General features: G+C 63.9%; 17 protein-coding genes and 1 tRNA gene. 16 read left to right on the top strand and 2 right to left on the bottom strand.

The features are described 5' to 3' along the window. Nucleotides 1–49 precede the first annotated feature (49 nt). The gene (locus V3587_RS24360) at nt 50–799 is read left to right on the top strand and encodes a hypothetical protein (RefSeq protein ID WP_020905979.1); all 750 of its coding nucleotides are present in this window, start codon (nt 50–52) and stop codon (nt 797–799) included. Between the two features lie 391 nt (nt 800–1,190). On the opposite strand, the gene V3587_RS24355 is transcribed toward V3587_RS24360, so the two are convergent. Beyond that, on the bottom strand, nt 1,191–2,009 hold the full coding sequence (locus V3587_RS24355) for an HAD-IB family hydrolase (RefSeq protein ID WP_003946123.1): 819 nt from the start codon (nt 2,007–2,009) through the stop codon (nt 1,191–1,193). A gap of 312 nt (nt 2,010–2,321) precedes the next feature. Here V3587_RS24355 and ssd point away from each other — a divergent pair, with 312 nt between their 5' ends. From ssd to V3587_RS24320, 7 genes are all read left to right on the top strand, one after another. Continuing rightward, nucleotides 2,322–3,416: a septum site-determining protein Ssd gene (ssd, locus tag V3587_RS24350; protein WP_283377285.1), complete on the top strand. Its 1,095-nt coding sequence runs from the start codon at nt 2,322–2,324 to the stop codon at nt 3,414–3,416. Continuing rightward, entirely contained in the window at nt 3,413–4,594 is a 1,182-nt protein-coding gene (locus tag V3587_RS24345) for a TadA family conjugal transfer-associated ATPase (RefSeq protein ID WP_003946116.1), read from the top strand. Before ssd ends, V3587_RS24345 begins: the two co-directional genes overlap by 4 nt. After that, nucleotides 4,591–5,379, top strand: a complete 789-nt coding sequence (locus tag V3587_RS24340; RefSeq protein ID WP_230359455.1) for a type II secretion system F family protein — start codon at nt 4,591–4,593, stop codon at nt 5,377–5,379. Before V3587_RS24345 ends, V3587_RS24340 begins: the two co-directional genes overlap by 4 nt. Continuing rightward, the gene (locus V3587_RS24335; protein ID WP_230359456.1) at nt 5,376–5,960 is read left to right on the top strand and encodes a type II secretion system F family protein; all 585 of its coding nucleotides are present in this window, start codon (nt 5,376–5,378) and stop codon (nt 5,958–5,960) included. Before V3587_RS24340 ends, V3587_RS24335 begins: the two co-directional genes overlap by 4 nt. A gap of 65 nt (nt 5,961–6,025) precedes the next feature. Next, nucleotides 6,026–6,229, top strand: a complete 204-nt coding sequence (locus V3587_RS24330) for a DUF4244 domain-containing protein (protein WP_007732448.1) — start codon at nt 6,026–6,028, stop codon at nt 6,227–6,229. Next, complete coding sequence (locus V3587_RS24325) at nt 6,229–6,588, top strand: TadE family type IV pilus minor pilin (RefSeq protein WP_047270007.1); 360 nt, start codon at nt 6,229–6,231, stop codon at nt 6,586–6,588. Before V3587_RS24330 ends, V3587_RS24325 begins: the two co-directional genes overlap by 1 nt. After that, nucleotides 6,585–6,935 (top strand): Rv3654c family TadE-like protein, encoded by a 351-nt coding sequence (locus tag V3587_RS24320; RefSeq protein ID WP_283377284.1) that lies wholly within the window; start codon nt 6,585–6,587, stop codon nt 6,933–6,935. Before V3587_RS24325 ends, V3587_RS24320 begins: the two co-directional genes overlap by 4 nt. Here the strand turns inward: V3587_RS24320 and V3587_RS24315 are convergent. Then, nucleotides 6,928–9,216, bottom strand: coding sequence for a DEAD/DEAH box helicase (locus V3587_RS24315; RefSeq protein WP_095973512.1), 2,289 nt, complete (start codon nt 9,214–9,216; stop codon nt 6,928–6,930). The two genes, V3587_RS24320 and V3587_RS24315, sit on opposite strands and share 8 nt — an antisense overlap. Nucleotides 9,217–9,672: 456 nt before the next feature. Here V3587_RS24315 and cspE point away from each other — a divergent pair, with 456 nt between their 5' ends. The 8 genes from cspE to V3587_RS24275 all read left to right on the top strand — a co-directional run bounded on the left by cspE (nt 9,673) and on the right by V3587_RS24275 (nt 16,645). Then, the gene (cspE, locus tag V3587_RS24310; protein ID WP_003946117.1) at nt 9,673–9,876 is read left to right on the top strand and encodes a transcription antiterminator/RNA stability regulator CspE; all 204 of its coding nucleotides are present in this window, start codon (nt 9,673–9,675) and stop codon (nt 9,874–9,876) included. A gap of 195 nt (nt 9,877–10,071) precedes the next feature. Beyond that, nucleotides 10,072–10,656, top strand: coding sequence for a hypothetical protein (locus V3587_RS24305; protein WP_003946106.1), 585 nt, complete (start codon nt 10,072–10,074; stop codon nt 10,654–10,656). A gap of 192 nt (nt 10,657–10,848) precedes the next feature. Further along, nucleotides 10,849–13,785: a type I DNA topoisomerase gene (topA, locus tag V3587_RS24300; protein WP_019746651.1), complete on the top strand. Its 2,937-nt coding sequence runs from the start codon at nt 10,849–10,851 to the stop codon at nt 13,783–13,785. Nucleotides 13,786–13,818: 33 nt separating this feature from the next. Beyond that, entirely contained in the window at nt 13,819–15,048 is a 1,230-nt protein-coding gene (locus V3587_RS24295) for a DNA polymerase III subunit delta' (protein WP_095973514.1), read from the top strand. 30 nt (nt 15,049–15,078) lie between these two features. Continuing rightward, a tRNA-Thr gene (locus V3587_RS24290) sits at nt 15,079–15,151 on the top strand. 121 nt (nt 15,152–15,272) lie between these two features. Beyond that, complete coding sequence (locus V3587_RS24285) at nt 15,273–15,842, top strand: RDD family protein (protein WP_166813982.1); 570 nt, start codon at nt 15,273–15,275, stop codon at nt 15,840–15,842. Between the two features lie 30 nt (nt 15,843–15,872). After that, nucleotides 15,873–16,295: a DUF2752 domain-containing protein gene (locus V3587_RS24280; RefSeq protein ID WP_124566771.1), complete on the top strand. Its 423-nt coding sequence runs from the start codon at nt 15,873–15,875 to the stop codon at nt 16,293–16,295. Between the two features lie 152 nt (nt 16,296–16,447). Next, a complete protein-coding gene (locus V3587_RS24275; RefSeq protein ID WP_003946112.1) occupies nt 16,448–16,645 on the top strand; it encodes a hypothetical protein in 198 nt (65 codons plus the stop codon). The last annotated feature ends 383 nt before the right edge of the window (nt 16,646–17,028 follow it).

Below are 17,028 nucleotides of genomic sequence, written 5' to 3'. Positions count from 1 at the left end.
GGTAGGTAGGCAAGTCCGCAGAGGGGCTGCAAGGGTACCGTCGTTGATCGTGACGGACCCCTTGCAGCCCCTCGTCGATCTTCCAGGCGTACGCGCCGCCGCCGATCATGCGCGCGATGCTCTGGGTGAGGTTCATCGGCACAAGACCAACCGTCGCGGTTGGCCCACCACTGCCGCCGAAGCCGCGGTTCGTGCCGCGCGCGCTTCCGCATCGCTCGCCGGTGGCACCACCGAATTGCCGGCCGAGGGCATGGCCGGTGATCCGATTCTCGCGGGTGCTCTGCGCGTGGCTCAGGCTCTCGACGGCGACAGCCTTCCGCTCATGGAGTCGACGTGGAAGCGCGCCCCACTTCAGGCTCTGGCCCGGCTGCACCTGTTGGCCGCGGCGGATCTCGTCGAGGACGCAGATCAACTGGGGCGGCCACGGTCGGATCGCGGAGTGGGGGAGCGGTTGGACGCTCTCGCCCAACTCGTTACAGGCGGAACCAGTGCACCGGCACCTGTTCTGGCGGCCGTCGTACACGGAGAACTCTTGGCGCTGAGCCCGTTCGGCACCGCTGACGGCATCGTCGCCCGCGCGGCCTCGCGTCTGGTTGCGGTCTCGTCGGGGCTGGATCCGCACAATCTCGGGGTCCCCGAGGTCAGTTGGCTTCGGCGACCACAGGCGTACACGGACGGCGCGGCAGGATTCGCTTCGGGAAATCCGGCGGGCGTCGGCAGTTGGGTGATTCTGTGCTGTGGTGCTCTCGAAGCCGGTGCGCGAGAGGCGACTTCGATTGCCGACGCCGCTACCGGATAGTCCGGCAAATTGCCCCTGCCGGAACATAACGAACGGGCGGCGCTGCCGATAAATCGACTTCGCCGCCCGTCAGCACGGACTACTCGTTACCAAGCGTGCTCGGTGGGTTGTGTGGGTGGCCTCGGCGAGGGATCGCACTTTCTGAGGTCGTCCCCGCAACCTGTGCGGGGTCCTCGCTCAAATTGAACGAATCTCGCAGGCCCACAACGCTTCTGCCCTTATAGTGGCTTGTGCTCCGCGTGGGTGCCCTAGTGCCCGTGCTAGGAATTTCGGTTGGGGAAACGGTCCTTCTCTTCCGAGCCGTTCCTGGCCTTCCGTTCTTCCGTAACTCCTTTGTACCCTGTGTCCGGGCTCACAGCAAGTACCAATTTTTGTTTGTGGGCCTTGGATTTCAGCGTTTCCGGCGCAGTAGCCCGAAGGTCATGGCGCCGGCCACCAGAGCTGCGATTCCCACCGCAGCGGTAGTAGCCACCGTGGTCGTGGACTGGGCCGACAATCGGGCACGAAGTGAGACCGGATTCGAGAAAGTCAGTATGGGCCAACCGTTTACGGCCGCTTCCTTGCGCAACGCTCGATCGGGGTTGACTGCGGTCGGATGTCCGACAGCCTCGAGCATGGGTAAATCCGTCACCGAGTCGGAGTAGGCGTAACTGGCGGCGAGGTCGTAACCGTACTCCGCGGCGAGTTTTTCCATGGCTTCGACCTTGCCGGGGCCGTAGCAGTAGAAGTCCACCTCGCCGGTGTAGTGGCCGTCTTCCTCCCTCATCGACGTCGCGACGGAATGGGTGGCGCCGAGGGCGCGGGCGATCGGTGCGACGATCTCTTCACCCGAAGCAGACACGACGATGACGTCGTGTCCACGCAGCTTGTGATCTGCGATCAGATCGGCCGCCTCGGCGAAGACGAGTGGATCGACGATGTCGTGCAGAGTCTCCGCGACGACGGCCTTCACCTGTTCCACGTCCCAGCCCGCACACATCGCCGTCAGATGCTCGCGCATGCGCTCCATCTGATCGTGATCGGCGCCGGACAGTAGAAACAGGAATTGCGCATAGCTGCTCTTGAGAACCGAGCGTCGATTGATCAGACCCTGTGCGAAGAATGGCTTGCTGAACGCCAGGGTGCTCGACTTCGCGATGATCGTTTTGTCCAAATCGAAGAAAGCGGCTGTCCGCCCGGTATTCAGTCCGTTCGCAGGCTTGTCGGTCACAGGATTGAGGATAGTCCGACAGGCGGTTCGTGTGCTCTTCGGCAAGCGTCCTCTTTCGGCGAAAAACAGCAGTTCAGTGCAGCTCAGGCTTGCATTTCTCGCCGATGGCGGGTGTAAGATCGTTGCTGTTCGATTCGTTCGAACTAGTTCAGCCCGACCCCCCGGGGCTGAACTCAGACGGCCCCCGCCTCCTCCCCCCATTGGCGGGGGCCGTCCTCTGTCTCAGGCCTGTTTCTCCCCAACCTCCCAGTTGTCCACAGGGTTGTTCGGCCCACTGTTTTCGCTGCCGGTGCTCGTTCAGGCTCTGCAGTCATGAACACGACGATCAGCTCTCAGGAAACCGGGGCTCCCATTCTGGTTCTCGTCGACGACGCGAAAATCCTCGCGAGCGTGCGACGCGTCGCCGCCGCGGTGGACCGCCGGCTGGACGAGGCCGAACATCCCGTGTCCCGGCAACAGTGGAACCGGGCCTCGGCGGTGGTACTGGACGCGTCGGCGGCGCGAGATGCTCTGGCTCGTTCCCCCAAGCGAACGCGAGTGTTCCTCGTATGCGACGGCACACCGACCGTCGACGACTGGAAGAGCGCCACCGCGATCGGAGCCGACAGCGTTCTGTCCTTGCCCGAGGAAGAGAACGCGCTGGTCGCAGTTCTGGCCGATCACGTAGACGTCAGTGGTGACGGCACCGTCGTGAGCGTGGTGGGTGGTTGTGGCGGCGGCGGAGCCTCGGCAACTGCTGCGGCTGTCGCGTTGACGTCGGCGGCACGTCACGTCCCGACGCTGTTGGTGGACGTCGACGCACTCGGTTCCGGCGCCGACGTGCTGTTGGGTATCGAGACTGCTCCCGGATTACGTTGGGGTGCACTGACCGTCGAGGGCGGGCGGTTGTCCCCGGAGGCGCTGCGCGATGCACTGCCGGCAAAGGGAAAGTTTCTGAGGGTTCTGGTGAGCAGTCGCCGGGAGATCGACGGTCCGACAGTGACCGCCGTTCGCGCCGTGCTTGACGCAGGTCGCAGTTCCGGCGGGCTGGTGGTGTGCGACGTGCCACGTCATCCCAGCGAGGTAGGTCAGGCCGTGTTGGAGATGTCGGATTCGGTGCTCGTGGTGGTTCCGGCCACCGTGGCCGCATGCGTCGCGGCCGAGAAGGTCGGAGCCTGGGTGGTGCGACACAACTCCAACGTCGGGCTCGTCGTGCGTGGGCCGGCACCGGGGGGCCTACGCGGCGCCGATGTGGCAGACATGCTCGGCCTGCCCCTGACGGCCGTGATGCGCGGCCACCGATCGCTGGCGCCGATGCTCGAGCGTGGTGGCCTCGAATTGACCCGCGGTTGTCCGTTGAGTGTGGCGGCAACAGCGGTACTCGACGCCGTCGAATCCGGCGCACGCCCGCGCAGGGCTGCGGCATGAGTGCGTTGGTCACGGCCGAACTGCTCGACCGAGTTCGCGAGCGATTGACGGCGTCGTCGGTCGCCGAGCCGACGGCGGCCACCGTTGCCGATGCCGTGCGAGCTGAGTCCTCGGGCGTTCTGGCGGACACGGATCTGTTGGAGGTCGTCAGGGTGCTCCAGACGGAACTGACAGGCGCGGGGCCGCTCGAACCTCTGCTGCACGAACCCGGGGTCGCCGACGTACTGGTGACCGCGCCGGATCAGGTCTGGGTGGACCGCGGGGTCGGCCTCGAAAGGTCAGGGGTGCGGTTCACCGACGAGGCAGCTGTGCGTCGATTGGCGCAGCGGTTGGCACTGTCGGCAGGTCGACGCCTCGACGACGCCCAACCGTGGGTCGACGGCCGCCTGCGGGGCGTCGGCGACGGGCACTTCGGGGTACGACTTCATGCCGTACTCGCACCCGTGGCCCAGGGTGGAACCTGCGTGTCACTGCGAGTGTTGCGGCCCGCGACCCAGGGTCTCGACGCGCTGTCCGCCCACGGCGCCGTGGAACCGGACGCGCGGGAGCTCCTCAATCGCATCATTTCTTGTCGCTTGGCTTTTCTGGTGATCGGCGGGACCGGTGCGGGAAAGACCACGTTGTTGTCCGCCATGCTCGGCGCGGTCGACCCGCGCGAGCGAATCGTCTGTGTCGAGGACGCGGCCGAACTGGCGCCGCCGCATCCACACGTCGTCCGCCTCGTCGCCAGAGCTCCCAACGTCGAGGGCGTCGGAGAGGTGACGGTGCGCGATCTGGTTCGGCAGGCACTACGAATGCGTCCCGATCGCATCGTCGTCGGTGAGGTCCGCGGCGCAGAGGTGACTGATCTGCTCACGGCGATGAACACCGGCCACGACGGCGGCGCCGGCACCGTTCACGCCAATTCGCCCGAAGAGGTGCCGGCCAGACTCGAGGCGTTGGCGGCGCTCGGCGGTATGGATCGCCACGCGTTGCACAGTCAACTTGCCGCGGCAGTTCAAGTGATCCTGCACGTGCACAGATTGGCTGACGGATCGAGGCGTCTCGAACAGATCGGTGTCATCGACCGCGGTGCGGACGGGTATGTACGAATCATGCAGGCGTGGCCGGACGGCGGTTCGGGTCGTGAGCGGCTCGAGCGGATGTTCCGGCTTCGCAATCGAGAGGTCGGGACGTGACGGTTTCCTTCCTGGTCCTCGCGTTGGCGGTCTCGATTGCGCCGGTGCGGGATTCACGTGCTCGGCTCGCTGCGTACGCCCCGAGCATCCGCAAGCCCGACCGGCAGATTCCGTGGCAGTTGGTCGCCGCATTTTTCGCGGTGTCGGCTGCATGGGTTCTCGGAGGCTTGTCGGCAGGATGCGCAGCGGTTGTCCTCGCCGGAACCTTGATCTTTCGTGGGCGCCGCGCGAAGGCGGCCGAAAACCGGGACCTCTCACAGAAGATGCTGCTCTCCGGTCTGGAGGTGCTGATCGCCGAGCTGAGCGTCGGCGCGCATCCTGCAGCGGCCAGTTCTGTTGCAGGCGAGGAATGTACCGGAGAAGTGAGTGCCGTATTCCGGTCCGCTGGGGCCAGGGCGCGTCTCGGTGGTTCTGCCGCAGCGGCCTTCGCGGTACCGGATTCGTGCATCGAGCGTGAGTTCTCCCGCATCGGATCCGTCTGGCGGGTCGCCGACCAACACGGGCTGGCACTGGCGGAACTACTCGGCGCCGTCCGGACGGACATGTTGGGACGTAGACGCTTTCGTCAGCGTACCGAGGCCGGGTTGGCGGGCGCTCGGGCGACCGCGGCGGTGTTGGCCTTTCTCCCGCTGTTGGGGATCGGTCTCGGGCAATTGATGGGTGCGTCGCCGCTGCGCGTGCTGTTCGGAGGTGGGCTCGGCGGCGTGCTCCTGGTGATCGGAACCGCTTGTGTCTCAGCGGGTCTGCTCTGGACCGACCGGATAACTGCGAAGGTCACGTCGTGAGTTGGGCATCCGTGGCGATGATGGCGTTGGCGTTCGCGATCATTCCCGCTCGGCGCGGTGCTTCGGCCAGGGCGGCAGAAATTCTCTTCGCGGACACAACAACAGAAAATTCGGTTCCAGTCCCGGACAAGCCGGATCCACTCGCAGTTGCCGCAAGTCTCGACCTTCTCGGGGCCTGCCTACGAGCGGGGCTTCCCGTCTCCGCCGCGATCACATCGATGGCGTCGACGGCACCGAAACCGATGGCCGACTCGCTTCGTCGCGTCGCCGACCTTCTGGCGCTCGGTGCCGATCCCGACGCCGCGTGGAGCGAAGCCGCTCTCGATCCCGATACCGAGGCGCTCGCCAGAATGGCTCGGCGTTCCGCCCGTTCGGGTTCGTCGCTGTCCTCATCCATGGCCGAACTCGCCGAGCGCAGTCGAGGTGACGCCGAGGATCTTGCTGCTGCCGCAGCCGAACGCGCGGGAGTGCTGATCAGCGGTCCACTCGGGCTGTGTTTCCTGCCGGCGTTCATCGCCTTGGGCATCGTCCCGGTGGTGATCGGGCTTGCCACGACTGTGCTCGGTAACGGCCTGCTGTGAGCCGGATCCGAGTGAAAGCTCCTGCGGCAGAAGTGCTGCCACAGGTTTCGATTGAAGGGGGAGAAATGATTTCGAAGACGCTCAGGACGGTGTCGGCCAGATTTGCGCTGTTGGTTGCCGAGGACGACGGCATGTCCACCGCGGAGTACGCGATCGGCACGATTGCGGCTGCCGCATTCGGTGCCGTCCTGTACACGGTTGTCACTGGCGACTCCATTGTCTCGGCGCTGACAGGCATCATCGACAAGGCGCTCAAGACAGCTGTGTGATGTTGTCCACGAGAGGTATTCGGCAAGCCGACGACGGCGCCGTGACGGTGGAGGCCGCGATTGCTCTGGCTTCGATCGTCACGGTGGTCGTGCTGTGTGTCGGTGGAGTCCTGGCGGTGTCGATGCAGGTTCGGTGTGTCGACGCCGCTCGTGAGGCCGCGCGGTTGGTGGCACGTGGTGATCGTGAGTCTGCGGTCGCCACGGCCCGCCGGATCGCACCCGAAGATGCGTCGATCTCGGTGGAGATCGTGGACGGTTTTGCCGTTGCCGTTGTCAGCGCCGAGAGTGCGTTGCTGCCGTTGGTCGACATTTCTTCCGAGGCGGTGGCAGCTGTGGAGTCGGGAGTGGAGGAGGGGTGAACCTACGTGACGACGAAGGTGTTGCCACGGTTCTGGCGTGCTGCGTTCTGGCAGCGATCGTGATGGTGACCGGTGGGATGCTGCATGTCGGTTCCGCAGTGGTGGCTCGGCACACGGCTCAGTCGGCCGCTGATCTTTCGGCTCTCGGCGGTGCGGGCGCCTTGGACGGCGGCGACGAGTCGGCGTGTGAGATGTCCGCGGCGATCGCGGAGCGTATGCGTACGGTGCTCGCGGAGTGTGAGGTGCAGGGGTGGGATGTAGTGGTCGAGATACGCGCACCGGTGTTGTTGTCGGGCTTCGGGATCAGTGATGCGCAGGCTTACGCCCGTGCGGGTCCGGTCAGCTGATCGTGTCGATGACGGCGGTCAGAACCTTGACCGCGCCGTCCTTGTCCAGCGGATCGTTTCCGTTGCCGCACTTGGGTGAATAGACGCAGGACGGGCATCCGTGAGCGCACTCGCAGGACAGTATTGCGTCGCGCGTCGCGGTGAGCCATCGTGACAGTTCGCTGTGCCCCCGGTCGGCGAACCCGGCGCCGCCGGCATGACCGTCGTAGACGAAGACCGTCGGGAGTCCGGTGTCCGCGTGCATCGCCGTCGATACTCCGCCGATGTCTCCGCGGTCGCAGATCGCCACCAGCGGCAGCAGACCGATCGCGGCATGTTCGGCGGCATGCAGTGATCCGGGGAACCGCTCGGGCGGCACCCCGATGGATTCGAGTAGTTCCGGTGTGACCGTGTACATCACTGCCCTGGTGGGCAAAGTGTGTGCGGGCATGTCGAGTTCGATCGAGTCGAGGACTTCACCCGAAGTCAACCGTCGTAGGTACCCGACGACTTGATGTGTCACCTCGACCTGAACGAGAGCGACGGCGATGTCGCCGTAGTTCTTGTGCTCGAGTTGTTCGGTGATCGTGATTTCGGTGGTCTCGCGAGCCGAGGTGGTCCAGTCCGGATTCTCGGTGTGTACCAATGCGAGTCCGACGTCGAGGTCCAGTTCGTCGACGACGTAGGTCTCGCCTTGATGGATGTGCACGGCGCCGGGATGGACTGTTGCCGGTGCGCGGCCCGCGTCGACAGTGCCCAGCATCCGGCCGGATTCACCGTCGACAATGGCCACTTGAGTTCCGATACCGCCGCGAATGTCCAGAGAGCCGTGGGGGTTCGAATCGGCGGTGACGAACCATCCGTGCTTTCGGCGCCGGATCTTGCCTTCCTCCGACAGTCTGGTGAGAACCTCGAGAGCACCGAATGCGTCCACCTCGGCATCGGAGAGTGGGAGTTCCATTGCAGCACAGAGCAGTTGTGGGCCCAGGACGTACGGATTTCCGGGATCTGTCACCGTCGCCTCGACGGGTTTGTCCAGTACCGCCGACGGATGGTGAACGAGGTAGGTGTCGAGTGGATCGTCGCGTGCGATCAACACGACCAGTGAACCCTCGCCGCGTCGCCCCGAGCGACCGGCTTGCTGCCAGAACGAGGCGACGGTGCCCGGGAAGCCCGCCACGACAACGGCGTCGAGGCCTGCGATGTCGACACCGAGTTCGAGTGCGTTGGTGGTGGCTGCGCCCAGCAGTGTGCCGTCGGCGAGTGCAGCTTCCAGTTCGCGACGGTCCTCGGCCAGATATCCGGCGCGATACGACGCGACTCGCTCGGCGAGGTCCGGGTCCACCTCGGCGAGTAGACGTTTCGTGGCCATCGCGGTCAGTTCGGCGCCGCGGCGGGAGCGGACGAAGGTGAGAGTACGAGCGCCTTCGATCATGAGGTCCGCCATGATCCGGGCTGCTTCCGCGCCCGCGGGACGTCGTACCGGGCTACCGTTTTCGCCGGTCAATGCCTCGAGTAGCGGCGGCTCCCACAGTGCGACGGTGCGTGGGCCGTGCGGCGATCCGTCTTCCGTGACCTCGGTGCAGTGTGCGCCTATGAGCCGCGAGGCCGCCGCGCCGGGATCTGCTGTGGTCGCGCTGGCCAGGATGAAGGTAGGTTCGGCGCCGTAACGGGCTGCAATTCTGCGTAGTCGCCGGATCACGAGCGCGACGTTGGAACCGAAGACTCCCCTGTAGGAGTGGCATTCGTCGATGATCACGTATTTCAGGTTGCGGAAGAAGTGCGCCCATCGCTGATGGGTGCGGAGCAGCGAAATGTGGATCATGTCGGGGTTGGTGAAGAGCCAGCGTGAGTTCTCGCGTGCCCAGGTGCGGAGTTCCTGCGAGGTGTCGCCGTCGTACGCACTGGCGTTCGTGCTGCGAAGTTCGACGTCGAAGTCGGTGAGGGACAGCACTGCTCGCAGTTGATCCGAGCCCAGCGCTTTGGTGGGGGAGAGGTACAGGGCAGTTGCGAGCGGATCGGTCGCCATGGCCGTCAGCACCGGGAGTTGGTATGCCAGTGACTTACCCGACGCCGTTCCGGTGGCCACGACCACGTGTTTTCCCTCGTACGCGAGGTCGGCGGCCTCACTCTGGTGGATCCACGGGGACCGCACGCTGTGCTCGGCGAGCGCGCGGACGACGCTGGGGTGCACCCAATCCGGCCATTCGGTGAACTCGGCTACGCGAGCAGGTAACTGCGCGGTGAACATCAGTGGTTTTTCGCTTCCACTGACCCCGGCGACGACGCGATCGAGCAGCATCTGCCCGTAGGTCTCGCCAGGCTTCCCTCCCGGGGCGGGGATCGGGGAAGGTGCGTTCACGTGACTCTCCGGGCTCGGCGTTGGGGTGTGGCGGCAATCGGAAACTGTCGCTACCTGCAGTTTTGATGATACGCAACGGCCGATGGTCTTGGTGGAACCGGGTGGTCGGCGCGCAAGCGGGAAACCACGATCGTGGGCTGTTTTTCTCGTAGCGAACTTTTAACGTTTTTAGTTCCCTTTTCGACTGTTGTGCACGCGGAGAACATGGTTGACTGACAATCGGTCGCAGCTTCTGTGTTCGTAGGCTTGAGAAAGTGCACGCTCGCAGGATCGTTGTTGCGGGCGCGGTGCTCTGCCTTTCCTGAGGGGGAAATAAAGACGTACAGCGGTCGGAACCGGCCCGGTGGACTGTAAGGGCTGTTCACCGAATCCGGTGTTAGAAAGAGAAGGAAAAGCATGGCACAGGGCACTGTGAAGTGGTTCAACGCTGAAAAGGGCTTCGGCTTCATCGCTCCCGAAGACGGTTCCGCAGACGTCTTCGTTCACTACTCCGAAATTCAGGGCAACGGCTTCCGTACCCTCGAGGAGAACCAGCGTGTGGAGTTCGAGGTCGGCCAGGGCACCAAGGGTCCCCAGGCTACCGGCGTTCGCGCGGTCTGATTTTTCCGCTCACTCGCTGAGCGATTAGTTCGGACAGTATTTGTCCCCCATCGCACCCGTGCGGTGGGGGACAAATCTTTTCGGGCTGATTCAGTACTTTCTCTGTCCGATGTAATACACGCAGCGGTTCGACCACGGCCGGTCGTCGGCCGGTCGTCTATGCCGTCACTGCCTTCGTGGCTTACGTTTCACTCTGTGAGCCAACTGTCCTTTTTCTCTGCCGAGTCGATTCCACCTGCCGTGACGGACCTCGCCGGAATGCTGGCCGGACCAGGTCAGGTCGTGACCTCAGAGGACCGCGCCCGGATCTCGATCGTCGTGGATCGGGACTGGAGGGCGCAGGCCGTTGCGGAGTTGATCGCGCAGTGCGGACTCGGGGCCGAGGTGACGCGCAGCGAAGAAGGCAGCCCACTCGTCCGAACTCAGTCGACCCCCGCGCTCCTTCCGCTGTCCGTGCAGTGGACCAAGGGAGCAGTGAAGGCGGTGCCGGTCGGTTGGGTACCGAACTCCCGCCAACTCCGGGTGTGGGCCGTCGCGGCCGGTCGGCTCGAAGAAGGGGGCGAGCGATTCGTGTTCGGCCTCGACCCCCATGCCAAGGAGACGCACGCACCGCTCGCTCAGGCCTTGATGCGAGTGGGTATCGCGCCGACCCAACTGGGTAACCGGACACCGGGCCCGGGGCTCCGTGTGTCGGGAAAGAAGAGACTGACAAAGCTCGTCGAATACCTCGGTGAGGCGCCGAAACACGTCGACACTTCGGTCGCCTGGCCACACGTCTGACGGTGCTCATGCCGCGTGTCCGACGGTGATCATGCCGCGTGTCCGACGGAGCCCATACTGTACTGATCTGCACGAATGTCTTGCGGGTATGTCACTCTGTAAAGAGAGACACGGGGTATAACTTGCTCCACACGTCTAGTTCTGAAGATCTGCCGACGGCAGTGAACGTCCAAAGGAAGGCTCGGGCAGCAGGTGGCTAAAGCGGACAACGGCAGCGGTCAGGGAGCGTCCGGTAACCCTCGTCGCCTCGTGATCGTCGAGTCACCGACCAAGGCGCGCAAAATCGCTCCCTACCTCGGTAAGGACTACGTCGTCGAGGCATCGGTCGGTCACATTCGCGACCTGCCGCGCGGCGCAGCGGATGTTCCGGCCAAGTACAAGGGCGAGTCGTGGGCCCGTCTGGGCGTCAACGTCGATCACGACTTCGAGCCGCTCTATGTCGTGAGCCCGGAAAAGAAGGGCAAGGTCGCCGAACTCAAGTCTCTGTTGAAGGACGCCGACGAGCTCTTCCTCGCAACTGACCCCGACCGCGAGGGCGAGGCAATCGCCTGGCATCTCCTCGAGACTCTCAAGCCCAAGATTCCGGTTCGTCGAATGGTCTTCCACGAGATCACCGAGCCGGCAATCCGTGCTGCTGCCGAAGACACCCGCGAACTCGACACCGACCTCGTCGACGCTCAGGAAACCCGCCGCATCCTCGACCGTCTCTACGGTTACGAGGTCAGCCCGGTTCTCTGGAAGAAGGTCATGCCGAAGCTCTCGGCCGGCCGCGTCCAGTCGGTGGCCACTCGCGTCATCGTCCAGCGTGAACGCGAGCGCATGGCGTTCAAGTCGGCGTCGTACTGGGACATTTCCGCGACGCTCGACGCCGGTGCAGAGGCCAGCCCGCGTAGTTTCGGTGCTCGCCTGGTCTCCGTCGACGGTTCGCGTGTCGCCTCCGGCCGTGATTTCGGAGCTGACGGAAAGCTCAAGGGCAGCGCGGTCACCGTGCTCGACGAGGCGTACGCCCGTCGTCTCGCGGAGGCGTTGCAGGGCGTCGACCTCACGGTTTCCTCTGCCGAGGACAAGCCGTACACCCGCAAGCCGTACCCGCCGTTCATGACGTCGACGCTCCAGCAGGAAGCCGGACGCAAACTTCGTTTCACGTCCGAGCGCGCCATGCGCATCGCACAGCGTCTGTACGAAAACGGCTACATCACCTACATGCGTACCGACTCGACGACGCTGTCGGAGTCGGCGATCGCAGCCGCTCGTGCGCAGGCCACCGAGTTGTACGGTCCGGAATACGTGCATCCGACGCCGCGTCAGTACACCCGCAAGGTCAAGAACGCGCAGGAAGCGCACGAGGCGATCCGCCCCGCCGGCGACGTGTTCCAGACCCCGGGTCAGCTGCACTCAAAGCTCGATTCCGACGAGTTCAAGCTGTACGAACTGATCTGGCAGCGGACCGTCGCTTCGCAGATGGCCGACGCCCGCGGTACGACGCTGACGCTCCGCATCTCCGGCACGGCAGGTACCGGCGAGGACTGCACGTTCTCCGCTTCGGGTCGCACCATCGTGTTCGCCGGCTTCCTCAAGGCTTACGTCGAAAGTGTCGACGAAGAGGCCGGCGGTCAGTCCGACGATGCCGAATCCAGGCTTCCGGTACTGGTCAAGGGCCAGGAAGTCACGGCCACCAAGCTCGATCCGGACGGGCACAGCACCAACCCGCCCGCCCGCTACACAGAAGCCAGCCTGATCAAGACGCTCGAAGAACTCGGCATCGGCCGTCCTTCGACGTACTCGTCGATCATCAAGACCATCCTCGATCGCGGATACGTCTACAAACGTGGCAGCGCGCTGGTTCCGTCCTGGGTGGCGTTTGCCGTCATCGGACTGCTCGAGGTGCACTTCGGCCGGCTGGTCGACTTCGACTTCACCGCCGGAATGGAAGACGACCTCGACGCGATCGCCGGCGGCCGTGAGCAGCGTGGCAACTGGCTGAGCAGCTTCTACTTCGGTGGCGAGACAGGCGCTGAAGGTTCGGTTGCCCGCGAGGGCGGGCTGAAGAAGATGGTCGGCGTCAACCTCGAGGAGATCGACGCTCGCGAGGTCAACTCCATCCGTCTCTTCGACGACGCCGAGGGCCGCGAGGTTCACGTGCGTGTCGGCCGGTTCGGCCCGTATCTCGAGCGCATGGTTCAGAATCCGGACGATCCCGAAGGCGATCTGATCTCGCAGCGGGCAAATCTTCCCGACGACCTGCCGCCGGACGAGCTCACTCCCGAGTACGCCGAGAAGTTGTTCTCGACGCCTCAAGAGGGTCGCAAGCTGGGCGTCGACCCCCTGACGGGCCACGAGATCGTCGCGAAGGAAGGCCGCTTCGGCCCCTACGTGACCGAAATCCTGCCCGAACCGCCGGCCGAGCCGGAACCGGACATCGTTCCCGTCTCCGCTCCCGAGCCGGAGGAAATCAGTTCGGGCAGCACCAAGACTGCGGTGAAGAAGGCCGCCGCCAAGAAAGCGCCGGCGAAGAAGGCTGCCAAGAAGGTCGCGGGTCCCAAGCCGCGGACCGGATCGCTGCTCAAGTCCATGGACTTGGCGACGATCACCTTGGAAGATGCGCTTCGTTTGCTCTCGCTTCCTCGCGTCGTCGGTGTCGACCCCGAATCGAAGGAAGAGATCACGGCGCAGAACGGCCGATACGGTCCGTACCTGAAGAAGGGCACGGACTCGCGCTCGCTCGCCAACGAAGAGCAGATGTTCACCGTCACGCTCGACGAGGCACTCAAGATCTACGCCGAGCCGAAGCGTCGTGGACGTCAGGCGTCGGCAACGCCTCCGCTGCGTGAGCTGGGTGTCGATCCGGTCAGCGAGAAGCCGATGGTGATCAAGGACGGCCGTTTCGGTCCGTACGTCACCGACGGCGAGACCAATGCCAGCCTTCGTAAGGACGACGACGTCGAATCCATTTCCGATGCTCGTGCGTCGGAGTTGCTGGCTGATCGTCGTGCTCGCGGCCCGGTCAAGAAGAAGGCAGCGGCCAAGAAGGCCCCGGCAAAGAAGGCCGCTGCCAAGAAGACTGCAGCCAAGAAGGCTCCGGCAAAGAAGGCAGCAGCCAAGAAGGCTCCGGCGAAGAAGGACTCGTAAGGCTTCGTCGGTGCCGACGGTTAGGGTTTTTGCATGAGTACTGAAGTGGCCGAACGAGGTGTGTTCGGTCGGCTGGTGGGTCAGCACGACGTCGAGCAGAGCCTGCGCGATGCCGCACTGTCGGCTCGTGGCGATTCCAGCGGCTCGGAGATGACTCACGCGTGGCTCTTCACCGGGCCACCCGGCTCAGGTCGTTCGGTGGCCGCTCTCTGCTTCGCCGCGGCCCTGCAGTGCACCTCCGACGGTGCACCAGGGTGCGGCGAGTGCCATGCGTGTACGACCACGATGGGCGGCACCCACGGTGACGTACGACGGATCATCCCCGACGGCCTGAGCATCAGCGTCAAGGGCATGCGCGAGATAGTCAACATCGCTTCGCGGCGGCCGACGACAGGGCGATGGCAGGTCATCGTGGTCGAGGATGCCGATCGTTTGACCGAAGGCGCGGCCAACGCCCTCCTGAAGGTTGTCGAGGAGCCGCCGGACCGCACGGTCATCCTGCTCTGCGCGCCCACGACCGATCCCGAAGACATGTCTGTCACCTTGCGCTCGCGGTGCCGGCACATGCCGTTGGTGACGCCGTCCGTCGAATCGATCGCTCAGGTATTGATCGACCGCGACGGGCTGGATCCCGAGCGGGCGAGAATCGCCGCATCGATCAGCGGCGGACATGTCGGGCGGGCTCGGCGTCTCGCCACTGACGAGAGCGCACGGGACGAGCGTCAGCGTTCGCTGCGGCTAGCTGCCGACGCCATCGGGGCGTCGACGGCGTACAAGGCCGCAGAGAATTTGGTGAAGTCGATCGAGGCCGACACCAAGGCGTTCTACGCCGAGCTCAAGGAACAGGAACTCGAAGAACTCAAGGTCGCGTTGGGCGGCGGTGGTACCGGCAAGGGAACGGCAGGGACTCTGCGCGGATCTGCTGGTCTGATCAAGGACCTCGAAGCGCGTCAAAAATCGCGCGACACCCGGGCCCGCCGTGATCTTCTCGACCGGACGCTGATCGATCTGGCCGGCATGTACAGGGATGCACTTTCGTACTCACTGGGTTCGACGTCGACGGCGACTCATCCCGACATGGCCCGTCAGGCCGCCGAGCTCGCTGCCCGAACGTCCCCGGAGGGGTTGCTCAAGTGCATCGAAGCAGTGCTCGAATGCCGCGAAGCTGTCGACTTCAACGTCAAGTTGCAGTGGGCGCTCGATGCGATGGTTGCCTCCATCGGAGCCGCTTTCCGACCCCCGTTTTCGCGATCCGGGGGTTGACCAGATAGACTCGCCACCGCCGAAAGGCACGCTGCCTTAGCTCAGTCGGTAGAGCATTTCACTCGTAATGAAAAGGTCGAGAGTTCGATTCTCTCAGGCAGCTCGGCCAAGAGCCCCACACCCGGAAATCCGGATGTGGGGCTCTTGTCGTTAGTTCTCAATTCTTGCGTATGTGCGGTTTATCCTGAGTTCGGCGAACACGTGCCTGAACAGGGGAGACCTCGATGTCGGATCAGAACTGGGGACCGGGCCAACCATCGCAGAATCAGCCACCGTACGGGCAGATGCCGCCGATGCCGCCGCAGGGTTATCAGCCGCCGACGCCCGCCTATCCGTACGCAACCTGGATCTCTCGCGTGCTCGCGTCAATCCTCGACGGCTTTGTCGTTCCGCTCCCGGGTGTCATCCTCGCGATCATCGGGGCGGTGATCGCGTTCTCCGGATCCGAAGTGACCACATACGACGACGGCAGCGTGAGCGCGGAAGGCGGCAATCCGGTCGGCGTGATCGTCATGGTCGTCGGAATACTGGCGATCTTCTTGATCGAGGTGTGGAATCTCGTCTTCAGGCAAGGGAACACCGGACAGACGCTCGGCAAGAAGTGGCTGGGAATTTCGGTGATTCGGGAGTCCGACGGTGTACCTCTCGGCCCGGTGATGGCGCTGCTTCGTTGGATCATGATGGCGATCCTGGGTGGCGCCTGCTTCCTCAACTACCTCTGGCCGCTCTGGGACTCGAAGCACCAGTGCTGGCACGACATGGTGGTCCGGTCGGTAGTCGTTCGCGCGCGCTAGTCGCTGCCGAGGTCTCATACAGTGGGTGTCATGGAGTTGGAAGCGGTCGCACGTCGACGACGCGCGTTGGCCGCACCCGTCGGAGTTGCTGCAGTGGCGGTGACGGCCGCCGCGGTACTCCACTTCCGTGATCCCCACAGCGCGGGTAGTTACGGCGTTTGTCCGATGTACGCGTTGACGGGATTGTGGTGCCCGGCGTGTGGTGGCCTTCGTGCGGTCAACGACCTGACTAATCTGGATCTTGGCGCCGCAGTGTCCAGCAATGTCTTGATCGTGCCGTTTATCGCGGTCTTGGTGATCGCGTGGATCGGTTGGACAGTGCGCCGTTGGAAAGGCACGCGGGATCGCATGATCGTGCTTCGGCCGACTGTGACGATCGTGGTGCTCGGAGTTCTCGTTGCATTTACGGTTGTTCGAAACACCCCGTGGGGGAGCTGGCTCGCGCCGGCGTGACGGTAAGAGGTCGACATGGCACTGCAGGTTTTTTCGCTCATCGTTCTGCTCGGCGCGCTGATCATCCTGATTCCGACGGCACGACGTGTCTTCGGCAAGAAGGACGACGAGTAGGTCTCGACAACTGGGCACGAGCGGCACATGCTGACGGTATGGCTGATTCGTTGAAAGCCCGCGTCAAGGAAAAGCTGCTGAGGCAACTCGCCGAGGACGGTCGGCACCCGATCCAGGAAGCTGAGGGTGACGATCCCCGGTTGGTGTCGATCAACGACGACCTCGAAGCGTTGGAACAGGCCGAGGAAGGCGATCCGATCGTCGAAGAACTGGCCGAGAGGTACTGGGTTCCGTGAAGTTTACCGACCGCAGTGCTCTGACCTGGCGATTTGGTGTTGTGTTGATCTTCGCGTAACTTTGTCCAGGTCAGAGCGACACGGACACCGACTCCCACCTGCGAGGGTGAGTGACACGAGGTTGTACGAAGTGCCTGGCGAACACAATCCAGTTTTTCTTCACGGGGTTCCGGTTTGCGCCGGTGACTTGGTTGGGATAGGCTGGAAAAGTTGCCCCGGAGCGGCGGCCATAGGGTCGTGGTGATGGTGTGCGCGTGTTCTTTGAGAACTCAACAGTGTGTCGATGAATGTCAGTGCCAAAATTGATTTGGTACTTCACATCCGCGAATGATCAACCGCCTCTTGGGGTTTGGTTGGTTTGTGTGTGGTGTGAGTATTTTTCG

Origin of the sequence: Rhodococcus sp. IEGM 1306 (genome assembly GCF_036541985.1) — a bacterium.
GTDB lineage: Bacteria > Actinomycetota > Actinomycetes > Mycobacteriales > Mycobacteriaceae > Rhodococcus_F > Rhodococcus_F qingshengii.
Note: the sequence above shows the minus strand (reverse complement) of the source record. Positions and strands in the feature narration are given on the sequence as shown.

Excerpts from the sequence above, each read along its gene's own strand:
- ssd (WP_283377285.1), top strand. The coding sequence starts at position 2,322 with ATGAACACGACGATCAGCTCTCAGGAAACCGGGGCTCCCATTCTGGTT.
- V3587_RS24345 (WP_003946116.1), top strand. The coding sequence starts at position 3,413 with ATGAGTGCGTTGGTCACGGCCGAACTGCTCGACCGAGTTCGCGAGCGA.
- V3587_RS24330 (WP_007732448.1), top strand. The coding sequence starts at position 6,026 with ATGATTTCGAAGACGCTCAGGACGGTGTCGGCCAGATTTGCGCTGTTG.
- V3587_RS24325 (WP_047270007.1), top strand. The coding sequence starts at position 6,229 with ATGTTGTCCACGAGAGGTATTCGGCAAGCCGACGACGGCGCCGTGACG.
- V3587_RS24315 (WP_095973512.1), bottom strand. The coding sequence starts at position 9,216 with ATGCTGCTCGATCGCGTCGTCGCCGGGGTCAGTGGAAGCGAAAAACCA.
- cspE (WP_003946117.1), top strand. The coding sequence starts at position 9,673 with ATGGCACAGGGCACTGTGAAGTGGTTCAACGCTGAAAAGGGCTTCGGC.
- V3587_RS24295 (WP_095973514.1), top strand. The coding sequence starts at position 13,819 with ATGAGTACTGAAGTGGCCGAACGAGGTGTGTTCGGTCGGCTGGTGGGT.
- V3587_RS24285 (WP_166813982.1), top strand. The coding sequence starts at position 15,273 with ATGTCGGATCAGAACTGGGGACCGGGCCAACCATCGCAGAATCAGCCA.
- V3587_RS24280 (WP_124566771.1), top strand. The coding sequence starts at position 15,873 with ATGGAGTTGGAAGCGGTCGCACGTCGACGACGCGCGTTGGCCGCACCC.
- V3587_RS24275 (WP_003946112.1), top strand. The coding sequence starts at position 16,448 with ATGGCTGATTCGTTGAAAGCCCGCGTCAAGGAAAAGCTGCTGAGGCAA.